Below are 20,293 nucleotides of genomic sequence, written 5' to 3'. Positions count from 1 at the left end.
TCCTCCTACTTAGACTCAATTGACGTGAAATAAGATTGCACGACATTTTGTAAATCTTTCGGTAATTGTAAACGCTCTGAGCTTTCTAAATAGCTATCTTTATAGGAACCTATAACTTCCTCATACGGTCGGATAGAACCTTTAGTAATCGGGCCATTTCCTTGTTGTTCTGAAACATGTGATCCCTCTCCTAATGCTCCACCATCAACTGAAGTCTGACTAGAGCCACCAATTCTTGGTGTCGTTAATAAATCGCGGCCGCCCTGTCCTGTGCCAGCACCTTGACCTGAACGATTGCCCCGACCTTGTCCTTGTCCATTACCTTGTCCCTGTCCATTACCTTGTCCCTGACCTTGTTGATTGCTTTGATTCGATCCTTGCTTCTGACCTTTACCACTAGCCTGTTGGGATCCATTTTGAGAATTAGTTTGGCCTTGTTGTCCTGTTTGATTGTTCGGCTGTGAATTCCCTGATGAATTTTGATTTGGATTATTATTGTTTTGCTGATTGTTGTTGGCACTATTGGCACTCGCAATAGCATTTTGTAGCGTATTGCTTGCAGGTTTCCCAAGCTTGCTCATAGCTGTCTGAGTAGCATTTGCATTTTGCGTTAGCTCCTGCTGCATTTGGGCGAGCTCCTTCAATTGCTCCACTTCTTCCTTCGATAAACCTTTGTCGTCAGAAGCGCCCTCCTTACTAGCTGTTTGTTTATCCTTTAATTGTTGCTCCTTTAAAGCAAGCTCCTTTTGCTTTTTCACGACTTCCCGTAATGCCTCTTCCGCTGTTTCTGTCTTTTTTAACGTATTTTGCAATTCTTTTAATTGCTCTTTCACTTCTTTTGTTTCTGCTTTTTTTTCTAATTTAGCAACTTCCTTCTTTACGTCTTCAATGACAGCTTTTTCTTTCTCCACCTCAATGGCTTCAATTTGTGAAGCTGCTGGGAACATATAAAGAATGGCCAGTACGACAGCTGTTCCAAATAAACCAATCAATGCTTTTGGACGAATCAAATTTTTCTTTCGAGCCTTAAAATCAGCAAACGCCTTTTCAACGTTCTCGATTGCTTTCGTTAGTAGAGATTGAACGAGTGGGTCCTTATCGTCCTCGAACGATAAGGCTGTCACAAGCTCATTGTGAGTAAAATAATCATCCAGTGTATGCAATGCTTCCTTTTCTTTTATACGCTTCCACCACATAAACAGCACTGTTGCTAGTATGACAGCGATAAAGATAGCAAGAGCTGTTTGGCGATAATACGGCCAAACAAAGAGCCGTGAAACAAGGAATAGGGCAGCACTCGAAAGCAATGCCAAAAACAAGCCGTACTGTGCAATTGGAATGCTTCTTTCTACTGTTAAACTCGTCTTTGCACGTTGAATATATTTTCGTAATTGCTTACGACGCTCCATAAGGTTTCCTCCTTATCGATTACTTTTCATATTGGCACGTAATTTTCTAATCGCAATTGTTAAACAAACAACAATGATCAAAGAATAAGCTATTAAATAACTAATCCATACAGGTAATTTCACGCCCGAAACTTGCACTAAAGCATCGCCCATGGATGATGAAGTAAGTGTAAGCATTAATGCACCTGGGTTAATAGCAGCCCAGAAGTAAGTCATATAAGAAGTACCAGTACCTGCGACATTCCCCATTTGATGGAAGGCCATCGATAAGAAGAAGAAAAACGCTGTAATACCACCTAAAAAAATGATCGAACCGTACGTAGAAATCATCGCAACAATTGTCCGCTTTGTAATGGTTGAAAACATAACACCAATACTACCAATGGCTACAACTGTTAATAAATAAAATAAAAATATCGAGATTAATTGAGACGGTGATACGCCTCCAAATAAAAATACTAAACTATACAATGGTAACCCTGCGATAAGCATTAATACTAAAAATGCTACCGAGGATAATAATTTTCCAATGATGATTTGGGTAGAGCTTTGTGTCGTTGTTAGTAAAATATTTAATGTTTGCTTTTCCCTTTCGCTACTAATTGCACCGGCAGTTAAACTCGGTGTAATGAAAAGAACAAGAGCCATTTGTAATATTGTTAAGACTGCGAACATCATAAAGCTTGTGTCTGGTCTAAAGAAACCCTTGCCTGTGAACCCAGTTGTTATAAGCAAAAATCCTACGATAAAAATACAAATAACCGCTAAATAAAACATTAAACCTGAAAAGCTTTTAAAAGAACGGAAGCGTAACTTCAATTCTTTTACGAATACCGGATTATAAAATCGTTCCATCATTGATTGTCCGCTCCCTTCGTAATAGCCATAAAGACATCCTCTAAATCTTTTTCTTCTTCGCTTAATGCATAAATAGGTAAATTCGCAAGTATTGCCTTTTTCAATAGTGCTACCTGATCGTCATCTGTTCCTCGGTAATTAAAGGCTATCTCTAAGCGATTATCCATTACATCTATAGAAGAGATCAGTGGATCCTCCTCCAAAAACGCACGTACCTCGTTTAAACGATCCGTTACTTTTACTACGATACGCTTCTCCCCCTGTAACTGTGCTTGAATGGAAGCTACATTGCCATGAGCGATAAGCTTACCATTATCAATCACACCGATTTCATCACACATTTCTGCAAGCTCAGGCAAAATATGTGAGGAGATTAAAATCGTTTTTCCCATAGCTTTTAAATTCCGTAAAATATCTCGCATTTCTACTCGAGCACGTGGATCCAAGCCTGAAGCAGGTTCATCTAAAATTAATACTTTAGGATCATGGATAAGGGCACGTGCTAAACATAGACGCTGCTTCATCCCACGTGACAGTAAATCAACATATTCATGACGTTTATTCGTTAAATTCACGAGCTCTAGTAGCTGTGGAATAAGTACTTTTCGTTCAGCTGCCCCAATGCCGTAGCTGGCACCGTAAAAGTCTAAGTATTCGTCTACTTTTAGTTGATCATAGACGCCAAAGAAATCTGGCATATAACCAATTTGTTTTCGAACTTCCTTCGGTTCCTTAATAACGCTTTTACCATTAATAATGGCGTCACCTGAAGTTGGAGATAGCAAGGTTGCTAAAATCGAGAATGTAGTCGATTTACCTGCCCCATTGGCACCTACAAAACCAAAGACAACCCCTTCCTCCAAAGATAGATTCAAATGATCTAGTGCTGTAAAGGAGCCGTATCTTTTTGTTAAATCACGAATTTCAATCATTATTTCGCCACTCCCTTCAGCTCTACATCTGGTAATTTTGTTTCCTCACCTGTTTGATCTGGTCCGAATCTAATCTCAATCAGCAATTCATCATTATCATTGACGTATTTTTTTATGTTACCTGTAAACACCTGTTTCGCATCTACTAATGGCTCATAATTTTCCGTTTCGTTATTCCAAATCGATAGCTGCATGCGATCAATATCCTTATTTGAAACTGTCAATTCGTTTAACGTTTGAACTGAATTCATAAACTTATCTGGCATCGCGATGGATACTTCATAGGAACCATCAGATAAGCGCCAAGTATTTAACTGTTCATCAACTTTTTCAGCATACGAATTAGGAGATAGTTGGTTTACTGAATACGTAAAGTTGTTACGTTTCATCGTAAATGGACCTGATAACTCTACTTTTCCTTCAAACGGCTGAACAAAATAGGAAATCGGAGACATATTGGCACTTGTTTCTAGCTCAACCCCAGCAATTGCTTGGTCTGCCCATGCTGTAATGACAGGTTTTTTATCATCTTCTACAAGCGGTAATGCCATAGATTTCATACCCTCGATACGTGAAGGATTCACGTCTTCCTTCTTCGCTGGATAATTATTGAAATTATAACTAGTAAAATTAGATGGTTTTTGAAGAACCGTTGCTTTTAGCTCTGTGTCGACTTTAAGTGTACCGTTCGCTTCAATGTCGCCAAGTTTAATTTCTTTAATGCCAGAGATTAACGTAACATCCTTTAGGTCAAACGGGAAATTGTTCTTAATTGTCCCAGTTAGCTTTTCATTATTTAATGTAATATCGATATCCATCTTCCCAAGATTATGCGCCGTTGACTTCCCTGCAAACGATTGCACAGACCAATAGCTTAAATCACGTAGTGTTAACGTCGAACCATTGGCATTTTCCTTAATATAGGATAATTCATGTAAATCCTCCCTTACCACTGCGAAATTATTAGAATTTCGTAGCGCGACTGCACTTGTATTCTTATCTGCATTAACAACAAAATCACCACTACGATTTGTTAAAATGGACTCTACATAATAACCACTTACACTACTATCTTCATTTATTTTATAAAATGCAGATTGTTGAATTTGCGGTTGCCCAATTCGATCTTTTGCACCAAAAATAAATAGAGCAATAGATAACACAATTGATATCGCAGGAATGATCCACCATGCATGCTCACGTTTGTCTATTTTCTTTAAAATGAAATATAAAATAGGTCCAATTATTAAAATATATAAAATAATAACTACTAGCATATAGCTAACAGATACTTCAAACGAAGGGAATAATTCATTTATGTTACGCAGATCAAATGAAATTTGATCCATTGGTGACTGTCCATTTGCTATCACCGCTTGTTGTGATATCTTTTGAATACTTATCAATTTTGCCACTAATGCTGGGTAGCCATCCATAGATGCAAGTGGTTGATCTCCTAAAGAAAAGGCTGTTTGAATAATTTCCCCACTGCCAACTTTTTTCTTAGACGCTAAAATCTTATTGTTATCTGTTAATACAGGAATACTTCCTTTATTTTCAGTTGCCCCATATATTGAAATAGGCTGTGTAAAAGTTCCTCCACCTGATAATTTTGATAGGCTATCTGCAGAAACAGATGTCATTTGCTCGGATAATGCCAGTGGTAAATAATCTTTGAAAATACCTGCTGTTGCATTTAGCTGATCAGCAGCTCCTACTATTAATGTTCCACCATTCTGTACCCAATTTAGTAAAGACTCTTGTTGCTTTTGTGATAAATCAGCAATAGCAATTTCATCGATGACGACAACATTCGCCATCGCAAATCCTTGTGGATCCTCTGGCAGTGTATAGTCCTTGATTTGCTTTAAATTGAAAACTTCAACATTATTTTGAGGAGCTAATTTGGATAACTTCAAAAATGCTGATAAACGATCGCTTTTATCCGTTAATGTATAAATAAAAACTGATGAAGGATCTAAAAGGTTACCTTGCATCTGTTTTGTTCCTTTATAAGCAACCTTTTTTCCTTTTTCAATGCTTCCTTCATAAAATGCAAACACATCTGCATTCCAGGAATCGATACCTTCTAGATAAATATCAAATGTTTTTTCTTCTCCCGCAGCTATATCTATTGGAAGCACTTTAGCAGACGCAGCTTGATAGGAATTGGCAGTATTGATGACCATGTCTCCAGAAAAATCTGTACCATTATTTTTTACTGTTATTTGAAGTGGCACAACTGATTGGTATTTTGCTTTACCTGCAATCCCTGCCTTAGCCTGCACGTCCAATGTAGCCGCTGCACTCGCCTGCTCCACAGGTAGAATAAAGCTAATAAGCATGAATAACAGTATAAATGCCGTAATATTCGTTTTTTTCAAAAACTCAACCCCTTTTATGTAAATTGTTGGCTACATAATTATACGATTTAAATTGAATTTTGTTCCATTTCTTACGACATCTTCATGAATATTCATAAACTCTTAAGATTTACCTAATTGCCAATGTGTCCGTTGATTTCCGTTCCGACTGGGCGCTTTGTTGCTGACGCTTCGCTTTCGGGGCGTCTGTATGTGCCATCCTTTAGTTGCTTTTTGAGTGGCTCAAAATATTTCCGCAGGTGAGATTTTAGTTCGTGAACTGTTATTCCGTTCACACCCGGAGCTCCTCCAATTTCTTTTACCTTTTTAAAAGCTCTCCATAAATTGCCGTTGGTAACGATTCTATCGATTAAATTGAATTTCTTGTGTGCGTGGCAATTTTGATTTTCTGATTTTAAACGAAGTCGTAAAGGGCAATCTCGTATCTAAATTACTGATGATCAAACCTGTGAAGATCCAGAGTGCTTTAGTACGTGTTGGATTCGTAATCGCAGCGTAAAAGAAGCAGATTTTTATGTGTTGAAGCATACGCGAGCCCCTGCGTTATTGCTGGAGGTTGGGTTTTATTGATAATAGTGCGGATAATAAGCTGTATGACGTGAAGTTTGAGGCGATTGTTGATGGGATTGTAAATGTGGTTCTTGAGGTTGCTGGTGTGATTAAAAAAAGTCAATAAGACTTGTGGGCAAGTGATTGTATAAGATTACAAAAGCAGCTCTTGAATAGGGCTTCTTTTACAGAAGTTACATTCTTGAACATTGCATCGATAGGGTTTAATCTATTGAGACGTAGTCAATTTTGCGACAAATAAGGGGTGCCCGTGTCTCAAATAAGCTGTTTCAAAAGTCTTATCGTTGTAAATCCGCATTTTCGGGACTGAACCCCCTAAACGTTCGTTTTTGATAATTTCTTAGCGTATAATATCTGCGCTTTGTCGGTTGAACCCCTATATGAGTATTAGAATAAAAATCAAAAAACTGTATCCAAGCTGTTAGGTTGGATACAGTTTTATCTACTGGTAATCAAAACCGATTATGTACAGTGAGATTAATCCCCTGCACTTAGATAATATTGATACTTATTAGTATCAATATTATGACTTAGTTTTTTTCGGAAAAACTCCTCATTACTTGATGTAATTGGAAATACCCCGATAACTGGATGAGTATTCGAAAGCTTCATTATTTTTCTATATTCCTCTATTGGAATATCAGTTAGAATTTCCTCGCCTGCTACAATATCTTCATTAATTGGAGTCCAAATAATCGTTCTCACGACGTTTTCCTCATTTATATAAAATGGAGAAACCATTTCTTCAACAAATAAATTATTTTTCTTAGCAAATTTCAATGGTTCCTCTTGATAATTATTTGTTCCAATAAACATGTAATACTCATCTCCAAAATGCACAAAAAAATTTGAAGATATGAAATGACAATATATGAAACCTCGTAATACCATTTTAGAAATTAGACGAATTTGATCAATAGTTACTTCTTGATCATCCTTTAAGTGGAGATTGTCTAATTTTTTATCATACAATTTGTTATACAAGGCAGAATCCATATCTACATCAATATAAGTAGTGTTAATAATTCTTAATGATTTTATATGATTGACATCTAAAAACTTAATAATAGTATCAATATATGCCGTTTCGACTTTTAAATATTCTTCTAATGTAAATGTTTCACCATATATTTTTTTCCCTATGTGTGAAGGACTTGTCCATTCCAACTCTTTCGTGTAATGACCTTCATTATTTCTAAAGTTGGGATTATATTTCGTTATCCTCCATTGATATTTTATATGATTACCCACTTATATCACCTCTTTAGTCATATTATTTTATGAATCAACATATAAAGAATATAAAAAATTTTATAGAAAACAATGAGGGATACCACTAAAAAGAATACTAAATACTCGAAAATAAAAGTGTCTAACCACTAATTATTTTCATCTTAATTTAATCACCTATTCTCTTTAAGACAGCATCATATGTTCCAGATCTACTTTTATCCGAATTTAAGTTCTCCCATTTTTTATTCGCACCTTTCCAGACTCCTCCAATATGACTTGTTCTATCTCTAGAAATAAAATCTGGTCCGTCAACGGCATCTTTTGCTGACCTTTTAAATACAGCTGCACCAGCCTTTGTACGATAAGCAGTTTTTGCATAACCTAGTTCTGTAGCTAATTCTTTCGCAGCTGCATCTGTTGCTAACTTAGTTTTTGATGCATTGCTCACTTGCGCTTGTGTTACTCGTGCTAATCCATGTTTTGAAACTGCACGAGTAAAGCCATATCTAGCTACTGTTGCTAAAACAACTACTAAAGGAGCAACCGACGCTTGAACTTCTGCCGTATTAATATAAGTCTCTTCACCAGTTTCTTTATCAATAAAAATTGCTCTAAAATCTTCACCATCAATTGTTAATAGATTAACCTCGTATTTATTTTGTATAACTTCACCAGAGTTATCATCGTATAAATTATCAAGACTAATTTCATTCGTTTCAAAATCTATACTCAAATCACTTTGCACGTATACATCTTCTGTATTTAATGTAGTAGTTATTATTGTTACATTTTCTTCAACTGTTTCAGTTATTTTAATAGATTGTTCATCAGTTTCATAACTCGTTAAATTTTCATTCCCATTCGCTTGTACTAACAATAAATTTTGGGAGACACATGAAATTATTAAAGCAACAACAATACTATAGATAATCTTCTTCAAAATAATCCCTCCTAATTATTTAATTAATAATAAACCTAATCCAAAATCATCCTTTTTTCCAAGTGATTTAAAAGTCAATCCCAAGTCTACACTAGAGTCTTCTTTAGACATTAATATGGATATAACACCTGTTGCATAAGCAGTAGCTAATGACGTACCACTTTGAATGATAGTTTCTCCTTTTTGATTATATACAGGAATCTCTACACCTGGGGCGACATAATCAATCTTCCCTTTAGCTGCTAATTTATATTTTTTTAAATCTTTATCAATTGCAGATATAGAATAAACACCTTTATACGTTGCAGGATAATGTGTATACAAGCCAAGTGTATTGCCAGCTGATGCAACAACCAGAATATCATTTGATAGTGCTAAACTAATTGCTTCCTTTAACTTTGGATCGTCTTTTTCAAATCCAAAACTTAAATTTATGATATCTACTTTTCTGTCTATACTCCAGTGTATTCCGTCTATTACGTCCTCAATTTCCCCCCCCCCTTTACTATTCAATACTTGTACGTCATATAACTCAGCATTAGGGTTAACTCCAATAACGTTATGTGGGTTTTCTTCAGCTGCAATAATAGAAGCTATCATAGTGCCATGTCCCAATTCGTCTAAAGTCTCTGAATCCTTATTTATTGCATTATAAGTTTCTTTAACTTTCCCCTTCAAAATTGCTAGATTACTATTTATACCACTATCCAAAATTGCAATTTTAACAGTAGAATCTCCTGAATTCTTATACTTTCCTTTGTCATAAACTGTACAAATACCCCAGTTTTGTTCACATTCATTAGAAGAAAATGATACAGAATCTAATTTATCTTCATTTCCACTGCATCCCATGGGAAATATTGTCAATAAGATAATATAAAAGCATCTAATTCCCATAAAACCTCCTAACCACTTGACTAGCCCAAATTTCAGCAATTTTTCCAAATGTATCTAATTACCTTTAACATAATTTTTTAATTGAAGTTCTACCAACAAAGTTAAAATTTGGTAGTAACACTTATATTAACCACAATAACATAAATTTGTAAATTCACAAGTAAATAACTTGAGTAATATAGGATTCCAATATTATCCATTCATGAGTGAACCTTATACATTTCCATACACTTTGACTTTACATAACATCAGAATCAGGCAGTCACAACCAGGTCCAAACCCTTGTCGTGACTACCTTTTCGGTTGAATCACTATGTATTGTATATGCAAAATTTTATACATCGTTGATCTCACAGCGTTTTTCGGTTAAATTACCAGCTACAACATGTATAAAATTCTAGTTTGTATTTACTTACTATAAATTCATTAACATAATAACGATCCTTACGATTAATCATCGTACTCATCCATTAGCTTTGCAGCATAGATGGAAGAGAGTGGGATTCGTTTTATTGTTGTTTTTGTTTCAAATAGCAGTTCACGTTTTGCCGTATCTATTGCTGTAATAATTTCTGTTTCATTATGCCAAGACGTATTTTGCCATAATGTGAGATGTAGAGCATTTTTTGTACGTGCAGCATGTTGAATCGTTTGTTGCAGCTCCTCTAGCTCCCACCCGGTCTTTTCTTTAGGCAAGAAACAACCTTCTTCCTTCTTCCAATCACGAAGCATTTTTCATCGTAGTCCAATTTATAGTACCTCGATCTTTAATCATAGTTGTCATTCCCTTTAACCAATATGTCCACCGACAAGTAAATTACGTTGAATGGCGGATTCACTTTCTGTAAAAGAGACCTCTCGAAGTAAAGAAGTTGCCCTAAAACGCTCCCGAATGGAATCCATCGTATGTCCGAGTATTTGTCGTTGTTATTTCCGAGTATCAAAGAGGTCAAGCTGAATACTACACACAAGTTCTTAATTTGAGATATGTACAGAAAGCTGTCGGGCTGGTTCACCCACAAAATGAATATCAAGTAATTCCATACACACAGCATAAATTTTCATTGTTTCTTTGTGGGTTCTACAATTGTTTTTGATTGATGAAAGCTTTTTGTCATCGCAGCGTGACTATAAGACAAACCAAGTGATATCGTACTTCCTACATAACCACCTAAACGGGCTCTTTTCGCAATATCCTCACACATTTCTAATAACACCACTAAAATCTCCGTACGCGTATGATAATCACGCATCTTCACTAACAGTTTCTACCGCCAAACCTGTAGTGGTCGTTGCACATACCGGGTGCACAAAAAAGCAGCCCCAAGTGAATCGCTTGAGACTGCCTTGATATATTATTTTTTTTTCGTATAATCAAACAAACATCGCGCATGGTCTTGCACTACTTCTACAAAAGCCTCTACTTGTCGTAATTCAAATGAAGATTCATAGCCAATTAACCAAGTATCACGCGTTATACCAAATTCTTTTTCATTATTCGTTAACGCTATTTTATTAATACCATCATGATCATTTAAAGTAATGGAAGGTAAAATAGCATAACCAATGCCGTTCAATGCCATTTGCTTACAAATTTCAATCTGATCAACTAAAATTTGTTTTCGTGGATTTGAAGCGAAATGCTGTTGCCACCATTGTTGAATTTCCTGATAGTAATTGGAATCACTTTTATATTGAATAAAAGGTCGGTCTGTCGTCAAGACGTCTTCTATAGTTTTTAGCTCTTGATCTACTAAATAAAGGGTGTCACGAAATAGGTGAATTTTTTCCCCTTTCCAATCAACCTGCCCACGTACAATCCCTATATGAGCCTCACCTTCATAAAGCGCTTTTACTATTTCAGAACTCCAGCCAGTCATAAGAGAGATTTTTGCATCAGGATATTTCGATACAAAATCCTTTAATATTATCGGAAGCCAGTTTTGGCCGACAATCGATGCACAGGCGATTTTCAATGTCCCGTTTACTTTCGTCGTTAATGATTGGATTGTTTCAAATATCTCTTCTTTTTTGCTGAGCATTTCAGTTGCATAGGCAATAATAAGCTCTCCAGCAGGTGTCGCCGTAAGTCCTTTTTGCGAACGAATAAATAACTGCGCACCCCAGTCCTTTTCAATAGTCTGCAACCGTTGTGAAAGTGCTGGTTGAGATAAAAATAAACGTTCTGCTGCTTTACGCATATTACGTTCCTCTGCTAGTACTTTTAAAATTTCAGCCTCCGTTGCCATCAATCAGTAAACCTCCGATACAAGCAAAGAGGGCCTCATGATTTTCATCTGAGTCCCCTCTTAAACTACTACTCTTTTTGATAAATATATTTTTTCAATTGCTTTAATATAACACGTCTCGTTAAAATTCCCGCAAATGTTCCTTCTTCGTCTATAACACATAAAAAGGCGTGATTAATAACTAAGTCGAGCGCTCGCTGAAAAGTATCCGTCAACTTTAATACAGCGATATCTTTCTCCATTATTGTATCCACTTTAATATCGGGTAGCTTTTCATATTCAATATGTTCTAGTCCAAGAATGGATTCAGTAATCATTTTCATACTTAGTAAACCTTGAAGTCGATATTTCAAATCTAAAACAGGTATTGATGAATACCCTGTACGTGTAAGTACTAGGAGTGCATGTTCCGCACTATTTCCAATTTGTACATGCGCAACCTTTTCAGATGAAATAATAAAATCACTAATTGGCATTGCTAATAAGTCTTTGCTGTTAGTTGAAATCATGAACTTCTTCTCCTTTTCTGTCCTCGCTTTGCAGAACAGGATGCTTCCCTTTTATCATATCATAACTATTCCTTTTATGACCACGACAAGGCCGAGAAGAGTTTTTATAAAGCAACGAATTATTTTAGCATTTTGAACAAAACTAAGTATCGAAAGTGCATATATAGGAGGGTTTTGAGGGCAATGGAGAAATCTTCATTCAGCCTCATTTATGCATATGAACTGAATGAAGATATTATTTACTTAATAGCCAGCCTTACTCCAGTAATAAAAAATCATTATTCCCAAAAAGAGTAAAAAAATGATATATACCCAAACAACTGGGTTGAGCATAGTCGCATACTCTTCAACGGTTTCAGAAATCGGCGTATCGTTTTCTGATTTCCGTTGAGACGTCATTTTAGCAATTTTCAGCGTCGACACAAGCGAAATGGCAGAAATAATCGTAATGGCAATAAGAGCCGGTATTAACCACATACCCATTCGGCAAAACTCCTTTCTTTACCCTTAGTATGCGTCAACTCGGCTCTCCATTATGCAAAGTTTTTGTTATCAATTAGCCTCCCATAATTGCCGCTGTCGCTTCGCTTTCGCGCAGAAAACATTTGCCGCTGCCGCTTCGCTTTCGCGCAGAAAACATTTGCCGCTGCCGCTTTGCTTTCGCTACAGAAAACAATTGCTGAAAGAAGTTAGAATGGATACTGATTAAGCCATTGCCCGCCATCAAGTGTCACACATTCACCGTTCATATAGCTTGCTTTATTAGACATTATAAATGTAGCTAAATCTGCAATTTCTTCAGGAGTACCTATCCGGCCTAATGGAACAGAGTCTAGCGTACGAGCAGCTGCAGCCTCTGATTCCCAAAGCTTTTCCGCACCACCTGTACGCTCAATTGGACCAGGAGCAATTGCATTTACTCGAATGCCATATTGTTTCCCCCATTCAACAGCTAACGTTCGAGTTAATGACAATACACCTGCTTTAGCTGCCGCAGAATGAATAACACCAGCACCTGCATTCCATGCATATGTTGCAACCATATTAAGAATAGATCCATTAATATTATTTTGAATCCAGTACTTACCGACTGCCGAAGAACAAAAGAATGTCCCATTTAAAACAATATCAATAACAGTCTTCCAACCATTTGGTGATAAATCCTCTGCATGCACTATAAAATTACCAGCCGCATTATTCACAAGCCCATCAACTTGTCCAAACTTTTCAACAGCAAATGCTAGCATTGCCTCTGCATGCTCCGGTACTCGAACATCCATTTGGAACGTTTCAATCGCTTTTCCGGCCTCTAAAATAAAGGCTTTCGCCTCTGCTAATCGCTCCTCGTTACGACCTGTAATGACAACATTTGCCCCTTCAGCAACAAATTTCTTTGCCATATAAAGCCCCATGCCATTTGATCCACCCGTTATAATAATTGTTTTCCCCTGCAACATACGATTTCCCCCTTTTAAAAATGAATGGTGATTCATATAAATATTACTATATTTTCTCGTATATGTCATATTAATTCTGTAAAACAATAGGGGCAGTCCTGTTAGCAGAGATTCTTAAGTTGTGGGAGTATTTTACTGGCGCGCTGTTTTCGCTTCTCTTTCGCAGTTTTTCCATAACGCGCGGGGATCTGCTTCTCTTTCGCGAGTATTTCTCTGGTGCGCGCGGGTAGTAAGAACTAAATATAGTTAAAATCTTCAAGCTTTTTGAAGATTTTATGGTTTATCGGTAATGATAATAAATGTTTAGTTTCATCATGTTTACATCTTTATAATAAAAAAATTGCCCGATAATGATTTGAGCACTCTCAGATGTATTATGAGCATCTAGTAAAATGGAAAATTCCCAATCTTGCTTTTCATCGAGCCATACTAAACAACCATCTTCGTTTTTATATTGGCCTGCATCGGAGTTACCATATCGTCCAACAATAACATGGTTAATTTGATAAAGATTTGGGTGATCTATGAAGTTGTCTTGGCTACCTATCCAACTAAAATCTTCTATAGAATTACGCTCCAGATATGCTCTAATACGTGTACAAAGTTTAACAACTTCGCTATTGTCACCCATCGGAGCATCTTCCCAATCATATACATCATTTGGTCCCCAATACTGTTTAGGGGTGTTAGGATATCGGGGAGTTAAATGCATATGCAAATGTGGTACTGAATTTACTGAAGCTAATGAATCAATATGTTCTGTCTTTTCACACTCCATTATTGCCTTACTGACTCTAGCCATAATAACACCAAATGCTTTTGCTTCTTCTAGAGTCATATCTCCGAGAGTAGGGACTATTACAAATAAAACATTCCTCCATTACCCCCCACTCCTCTGTTCAAATTTTCAAAATAACATAATCAATAAAAAAAAAGTTACAAATTAAATATGATTTGTAACCCTATTTTAGACAGTTTCTTTTCGAAATTCTAAAACTCATAATGAAAGGCCATTTTATAAAGTTCCATAAGCTCTTCCTGTGTCGGAACCTTAGGATTATTTCCAGGGCTACCGCTAGCAATTGCATCAGCTGTCATTTTTGGGATAGCTGCGTAAAAGGCTTGTTCTTCAATTCCCCATTGTTTTAAATTCCCTATATCCATCTTCTTGCAAATTCCCTTTATCGAAACAATAGCTAAATCGGCAAGCTCCTCTAGAGATAACTGCCCATTATCTCTATTAAAAAATTTACCTAAATCCGCTAGTCGATCGACACAAGCATCCTTTGAAAATTCTAATACTGCTGGTAAAAGCATGGCATTTGAAATACCGTGGGGCACATGGAATAACGCTCCAATTGGACGAGACATGCCATGTACTAAAGCAACAGAGGCATTTGAAAATGAAAGACCTGCTTGCATTGAGCCTAGCGACATCGCTTCCCGCGCTTCAATATCATTACCTTGCTCATAAACTTTTAAAATATTATTAACAATTAACTCCATGGCTGATAGTGCCAGTACATTCGAATAAGGATGTGCTAAACGAGATAAATAACTTTCAATAGCATGACTTAATGCATCGATACCGGTCGCTGCAGTGATAGCGGGTGGAGAGGTAACCGTTAAAATCGGATCTACAATGGCGATGGTTGGCATAAATGCAGGTTGCTTAATCATCATTTTCACGTCATTTTTCGTATTCGTAATGACTGTTGCATCCGTGGCTTCTGAACCAGTACCAGCCGTTGTCGGTATCGCAATATGTGGGATTGGTGCTTGCTCAGCTATTTTTGCCATTTTCATATAATCACCAATGTAACCACCATTCGTTGCAACTACTGCGATTGCTTTCCCTGTATCGATACAGCTACCACCGCCGACGGAAATAATAATATCGCAGCCCTCAGATTGTAAATTATGAAGCCCCTCTGCTACATACGTATCTACTGGTTCCGTTGTTACGCCTAAATATGAAACCGCTTCTAATCCACTAGCTCTTAATAAAGCACTACATTGATTAACAAAGCCTAAACTATCCATTATTGGATCACTAATGATAAGAGCCTTAGTCCCCAATTTTTTTGCATAATCGCCTACTTCTTCAAAAGAATCTCGTCCATAAACGATCGTTCCTGGCGAATGAACCGTATAGATTGTTTTTGTTTGAATCATATCTAATCCTCCTAAGCTATTGTGCTGTATAACCGCCATCCAAAAGTATTGCTTGACCTGTTATACCCTTTGCGATATCACTAGCTAAATAAAGCGCAAGTCCTGTAACTTCCGATACATCTAGTAAACGTTTTTGAGGAACGAGTGGATAAAGCACCTGCTCAAGCACTTCTTCTACTTGAATTCCCCTTGTTTTCGCCAAATCTGTAAACTGATTACGTACTAATTCTGTATCGACATACCCTGGACAAATCGCATTCACGGTTATCCCTTCAGTTGCAACCTCTAGTGCCGCCACTTTCGTTAAACCAACTAGCCCATGTTTGGCAGCATTGTAGCCTGCTTTACCTGCAAACCCAATAACGCCATTAATGGATGCCATATTAATAATGCGTCCAAACTTATTTTTCTTCATATGTGGTAAGACATATTTCATTGCTATAAAAGGTGCAACAAGCATCACTTTTTGCATGGATTCGAAGATTTCTGTCGCGAAATCCTCTATAAGAGAAACATGCTGAAATCCTGCGTTGTTAATTAAAATATCTATTGTCTTAAACTTTTTAACAGTAAAGTCAATCGCATCACATATTGCCTGTTCATTCGTAACATCACATGTGTATGCTGTTAATTGCGGATAGTGTTTAATTGCCTCCGCTAAAAGCTGTTCATTAATATCTGTTATCACGACATTTGCTCCCTGCTCAGCAAACGTTAGTGCCATGGATAACCCGATACCTCGGGCTGCTCCTGTAATAAAAACTATTTTTCCTTTCACGCAATCCCTCCTGGAGTAATAAATCCTATCTATGATTTGAAGATTTGAACATTTAAAAAGAGCTGTAAAAGAATACAGCTCTTCATTTGTATTAGTCGTTATTACTTGGGAATGCAAACGTAGATGCTGTCGAAGCATGCCCTGTCATCCAACGCTCTGATATTGTTTTTGTTTTTGTGAAGAAGCGTGCTTGATCTGGACCAAACATATGACCTTCTCCAAAACGGGAGCCTTTAAATCCAGCAAAGTTATGGTAGCCTACCGGGATTGGAATTGGTACATTCACACCAACCATTCCAACATCGATTTCTGTTGTAAATTTACGAGCTGCTAAACCATCATTCGTAAAAATGGTTACCCCATTTCCAAGCTCATGCTTATTAATAAGTTGGATGGCTTCGTCCAATGAATCAACACGTACAACATTTCGCGCTGGGCCAAATATTTCTTGTTCATAAATTTCCATACCTGGTTTTACGTTATCTAACAATGTTGGCCCTACAAAGAATCCTTTTGAATCTTTGACAATATCAAGTTCACGACCATCACAAACAACTGTTGCCCCTTCAGACTCTCCTCGATTGATCGCAGCAATAATCGCTTCCTTCGATTGCTGTGAAATGACAGGGCCAAAGTCTGTTTCTGGATTTGTATATGAGCCTATCTTCAAATTAGCGATTTTCTCCTTTAATATTTCAACAAGACGATCTGCAGTATCCTTTCCCACAGGCATAATCGTAGAAATAGCCATACAACGTTGAGAGGCTGCTCCATAAGCTGCTCCAATAAACGCATTTGCTACCTGATCAAGATCTGCATCAGGCATAACAACCATATTATTTTTTCCTCCACCAAGTGCTGTGACACGTTTACCGTATTTCGAGCCCGTTTCATAAATATATTTGGCAACTGGTGTCGACCCTACAAATGAAATTGCTTCCACACTCGGGTTTTCTAATAGTTCATTAACTGCATCTTTATCTCCATTTACTACCGTCCAAATACCATCTGGTAACCCAGCCTTTTTCCAAAGCTCGCTAACAAATAAAGCAGTCATAGGAACACGTTCGGAAGCTTTTAAAATAACTGCATTACCGACGGCAATTGCCATACTTGTTTGCGCTAAAGGCACCATGATTGGGAAGTTAAATGGCGAAATAGCCGCTACAACACCTAATGGATATTTTGCAGAGTAGGCATTAATGTCACCACCAACATTAACGGAGTACTCTCCCTTCATTAAATGAGGTGCATTGATAGCTAAGTCAACCGACTCTACACCGCGTGTAATTTCACCTTTCGCATCCTCAATTGTTTTACCGCTTTCCGAACAAATAATTTGTAAAAGCTCCTCCATATTTTCAGTTATAAGATTACGGAACTTTAATACAATCTCGGCACGTTTAGCTACTGACGTATCTCTCCATTGTGGAAATGCTGCCTGTGCCTTATCGATTGCCTCTCGAGTTTCTTCTACAGTAGCAAGTGGCACCTTGGCAATGACCTCACCCGTCGTTGGATTAAATACTGAACCGAAGCGTCCGCTTTTCCCTTCTACTAGTTCCCCACCAATAAAGTGTGTTAAAGTTTTAATGTCTTGTGCTGTTGTCATACTTCTAGTCCCCCTTTAAATTTGTCCAATTTTACATTGTTCTTTTAAACTTAAATAAGTTGCAGACATATCATTTTCTCCATAGCCCTGCTGAGAAATATCACTATAAAGCTCCACTAATTTTTCCCCGATTCGAAGTGGTACCCCTGCTTCTTCTGCCATATCTTTCGCTAGCTTCAAATCTTTTAATAATAGATTTGTAGAAAAGCCTGGCTGATAGTTGTCGTTTTTCATGTACTCTAAATAATTACGTTCATAAATACGGCTTTGACCATAACTATTACTTAATACTTCATACTGCGTATCTGCATGAATACCCATCTTTTCACCAAGCACGATTGTTTCAGCGACTGCTTCTGTATAGAATCCAATCATTAAATTATTGAGTAATTTAATACGTGTACCTACACTTGGGGATGTACCTAGATGGTAAATATTTTTTCCTACTATTCGAAATATTCCAGACCCAGTTTGATAATTTTCCTCTTCACCACCAACCATTATCGTAAGTGTTGCATTAATAGCCCCTATAACACCCCCACTAACAGGTGCCCCAAGATAACGTAATCCCAATGATTGTGCTTCCTTATGTAAGGAATCATTCAATTCGGGATTTACCGTACTAAAGTCTATTAATAAACTTCCTTTCTTAGCATGGTGCATTATACCCTGTTCAGATCTATATACTTGTTCCACTACTTGTGGTGTTGGCAAGCTCGTCATGATAATATCACTTTGTTCAGCAACCTCCTTTGCTGTTGGAAGCCCAACTCCACCTTCTTTTTTAAATTGCTCCACTGCTTGTGAATTCGTATCAAAGCCATATACCTTATAGCCAGCCTTTAATAAATTTACTGACATCGGTAACCCCATATTGCCTAAGCCGATAAAACCTAATTTCTCCGTCATTATTGACCTCCCCCTAACTTGAAAATTCAATGAACACTAGCCAAACTCTACTCTTTTATCGTAACATTAATAACGAGATTCTTTAATTGACCGCGGTCAATTAAATCATAATCAAAACAAATCCATCTCGTCAATTAAAAAATTTTATATTTTCAGAATATTTTTTGTGGAAAATATCTTAAAATACTTAAAATTGGCTCATCATCATAACGTGTGGTTGATTTCCATTCCTACCGGGCGCTTTAGCTGCCGCTTCGCTTTCGCACAGAGCGAAGCTTCCTGGGGGCGTCCGATGAGTCGCTTGGGGCATTTGTGCGAAAGCGTAGTGTAACGTAGCGGCAGCAACACGATGTTGGTCACGAAGGCGTTATCACAGGATGTGATGCTCTTAGCCTTCGTTCCTCTATTGCTAATCCCCAAGGAATCGCCAGTCTTCACTCCAATCTACTAATATACATGGCATATGCTTTAACAACTGTCATCCACAACATTTGGTGATGAGCCTTAAATATGGAGGTAAAATCGAAATATGAATTCATTAACTAGTCGACAATTAAAGGCATTAGAAACACGGGAAAAATTACTCAAAGTATCATTAGATTTATTTAATAAACATGGATTCGAGCATGTATCTGTTGAGCAGATTACTAAAGCATGTAATGTATCAAAAGGAACATTTTACACACATTTTCCATCCAAGTACGATGTTATTTTAGAAAAATTTAAAGAGCTAGATAGTTTTTATGGCTCTGTGAAAAAAAATATTGATCGTACATTGCCGCCCAGTGAAAAAATTTTATTGCTCTATAAAGAACAAATGAAGTATTTAACAAATGTTGTTGGAAAAGATTTATTACGAACAGTGTATACTGCTGCAATGACAAATCAAGTGGAACAAGATCATTATTTAATAAATCCACAAAGAATGATTTTCCAAATTATGAACACTTATATCGAAGAAGGTATTCAACTTGGCGAGTTTCGTCAAGATTTAGAAGTTAGTCAAATTCAAGCAATTATTCAGCGTTGTATGCGTGCAAATGTCTATGATTGGTTAATCCATAATGAAGACTTCGATTTATCAGCAGAAATGGTGCAATTTACAGCTATTGTGTTAGATGGATTGAAAGTAGAAAATAACTAGCTAAATTTAAAAGAGTTTGCTCATGTGGAAACTTATTGCACTCGGGTGAAGTCATTTTCTAATCCGACTGTATCTCCGTTCGTTCAAGTTGCCCGGAAAACTGCTCGGGTAAAGCCACTATTCGATCGGATAGCTAGGAGATTTGATCAGGTTTGACCCTTATATGATCGGGTTGAACGGTGAGGTGATCAGGTCAAACTCTAAAAAAAGTAGCACTTCATCCAATTCACGATGAAG

General features: G+C 37.1%; 19 protein-coding genes. 1 reads left to right on the top strand and 18 read right to left on the bottom strand.

All coding sequences use genetic code 11. The features are described from left to right. Positions 1-5: 5 nt before the first annotated feature. From ACIQZA_RS00195 to ACIQZA_RS00110, 18 genes are all read right to left on the bottom strand, one after another. Positions 6-1,409 carry a hypothetical protein gene (locus tag ACIQZA_RS00195; RefSeq protein ID WP_402880224.1) on the bottom strand — a complete coding sequence of 468 codons (1,404 nt, stop codon included), beginning with the start codon at positions 1,407-1,409 and terminating at the stop codon, positions 6-8. A gap of 12 nt (positions 1,410-1,421) precedes the next feature. Further along, positions 1,422-2,267: an ABC transporter permease gene (locus tag ACIQZA_RS00190; protein WP_400939064.1), complete on the bottom strand. Its 846-nt coding sequence runs from the start codon at positions 2,265-2,267 to the stop codon at positions 1,422-1,424. Next, on the bottom strand, positions 2,264-3,199 hold the full coding sequence (locus ACIQZA_RS00185) for an ABC transporter ATP-binding protein (protein WP_142509976.1): 936 nt from the start codon (positions 3,197-3,199) through the stop codon (positions 2,264-2,266). Before ACIQZA_RS00185 ends, ACIQZA_RS00190 begins: the two co-directional genes overlap by 4 nt. Next, positions 3,199-5,583, bottom strand: coding sequence for a DUF7408 domain-containing protein (locus ACIQZA_RS00180; RefSeq protein ID WP_402880226.1), 2,385 nt, complete (start codon positions 5,581-5,583; stop codon positions 3,199-3,201). The genes ACIQZA_RS00185 and ACIQZA_RS00180 overlap by 1 nt, the downstream gene beginning before the upstream one ends. Positions 5,584-6,630: 1,047 nt before the next feature. Next, positions 6,631-7,404: a DUF7683 domain-containing protein gene (locus tag ACIQZA_RS00175; RefSeq protein ID WP_400939072.1), complete on the bottom strand. Its 774-nt coding sequence runs from the start codon at positions 7,402-7,404 to the stop codon at positions 6,631-6,633. Positions 7,405-7,552: 148 nt separating this feature from the next. Then, positions 7,553-8,329: an SAR2788 family putative toxin gene (locus ACIQZA_RS00170; RefSeq protein WP_402880262.1), complete on the bottom strand. Its 777-nt coding sequence runs from the start codon at positions 8,327-8,329 to the stop codon at positions 7,553-7,555. A gap of 12 nt (positions 8,330-8,341) precedes the next feature. Beyond that, positions 8,342-9,223, bottom strand: a complete 882-nt coding sequence (locus ACIQZA_RS00165; protein ID WP_402880228.1) for a S8 family peptidase — start codon at positions 9,221-9,223, stop codon at positions 8,342-8,344. Positions 9,224-9,673: 450 nt separating this feature from the next. Beyond that, complete coding sequence (locus ACIQZA_RS00160; RefSeq protein WP_400939076.1) at positions 9,674-9,955, bottom strand: YolD-like family protein; 282 nt, start codon at positions 9,953-9,955, stop codon at positions 9,674-9,676. Positions 9,956-10,284: 329 nt separating this feature from the next. Beyond that, positions 10,285-10,476, bottom strand: a complete 192-nt coding sequence (locus tag ACIQZA_RS00155; protein ID WP_323653085.1) for a DinB/UmuC family translesion DNA polymerase — start codon at positions 10,474-10,476, stop codon at positions 10,285-10,287. A gap of 102 nt (positions 10,477-10,578) precedes the next feature. After that, positions 10,579-11,472: a transcriptional regulator CcpC gene (locus ACIQZA_RS00150; RefSeq protein WP_132357897.1), complete on the bottom strand. Its 894-nt coding sequence runs from the start codon at positions 11,470-11,472 to the stop codon at positions 10,579-10,581. A 68-nt stretch (positions 11,473-11,540) separates the two neighbouring features. Further along, complete coding sequence (gene cbpB, locus ACIQZA_RS00145; RefSeq protein WP_400939079.1) at positions 11,541-11,981, bottom strand: cyclic-di-AMP-binding protein CbpB; 441 nt, start codon at positions 11,979-11,981, stop codon at positions 11,541-11,543. A gap of 243 nt (positions 11,982-12,224) precedes the next feature. Further along, complete coding sequence (locus tag ACIQZA_RS00140; RefSeq protein WP_049668244.1) at positions 12,225-12,464, bottom strand: hypothetical protein; 240 nt, start codon at positions 12,462-12,464, stop codon at positions 12,225-12,227. Between the two features lie 206 nt (positions 12,465-12,670). Further along, positions 12,671-13,438 (bottom strand): 2,4-dienoyl-CoA reductase, encoded by a 768-nt coding sequence (gene fadH, locus ACIQZA_RS00135; RefSeq protein WP_400939082.1) that lies wholly within the window; start codon positions 13,436-13,438, stop codon positions 12,671-12,673. 280 nt (positions 13,439-13,718) lie between these two features. Next, a complete protein-coding gene (locus tag ACIQZA_RS00130) occupies positions 13,719-14,276 on the bottom strand; it encodes an HIT family protein (RefSeq protein WP_400939085.1) in 558 nt (185 codons plus the stop codon). A 152-nt stretch (positions 14,277-14,428) separates the two neighbouring features. Next, a complete protein-coding gene (locus ACIQZA_RS00125) occupies positions 14,429-15,613 on the bottom strand; it encodes an iron-containing alcohol dehydrogenase (RefSeq protein ID WP_400939088.1) in 1,185 nt (394 codons plus the stop codon). Between the two features lie 16 nt (positions 15,614-15,629). Further along, positions 15,630-16,391 carry a 3-hydroxybutyrate dehydrogenase gene (locus tag ACIQZA_RS00120; protein WP_402880231.1) on the bottom strand — a complete coding sequence of 254 codons (762 nt, stop codon included), beginning with the start codon at positions 16,389-16,391 and terminating at the stop codon, positions 15,630-15,632. Between the two features lie 91 nt (positions 16,392-16,482). Further along, a complete protein-coding gene (locus ACIQZA_RS00115; protein WP_400939093.1) occupies positions 16,483-18,003 on the bottom strand; it encodes a CoA-acylating methylmalonate-semialdehyde dehydrogenase in 1,521 nt (506 codons plus the stop codon). Positions 18,004-18,018: 15 nt separating this feature from the next. Beyond that, a complete protein-coding gene (locus ACIQZA_RS00110; RefSeq protein WP_402880233.1) occupies positions 18,019-18,942 on the bottom strand; it encodes an NAD(P)-dependent oxidoreductase in 924 nt (307 codons plus the stop codon). A 499-nt stretch (positions 18,943-19,441) separates the two neighbouring features. Here ACIQZA_RS00110 and ACIQZA_RS00105 point away from each other — a divergent pair, with 499 nt between their 5' ends. Beyond that, positions 19,442-20,056 carry a TetR/AcrR family transcriptional regulator gene (locus ACIQZA_RS00105; protein ID WP_400939098.1) on the top strand — a complete coding sequence of 205 codons (615 nt, stop codon included), beginning with the start codon at positions 19,442-19,444 and terminating at the stop codon, positions 20,054-20,056. Positions 20,057-20,293: the final 237 nt, after the last annotated feature.

The sequence above is a fragment of the Lysinibacillus sp. NPDC096382 genome (assembly GCF_044762845.1).
In the GTDB taxonomy this organism is placed as follows: domain Bacteria; phylum Bacillota; class Bacilli; order Bacillales_A; family Planococcaceae; genus Lysinibacillus.
Note: the sequence above shows the minus strand (reverse complement) of the source record. Positions and strands in the feature narration are given on the sequence as shown.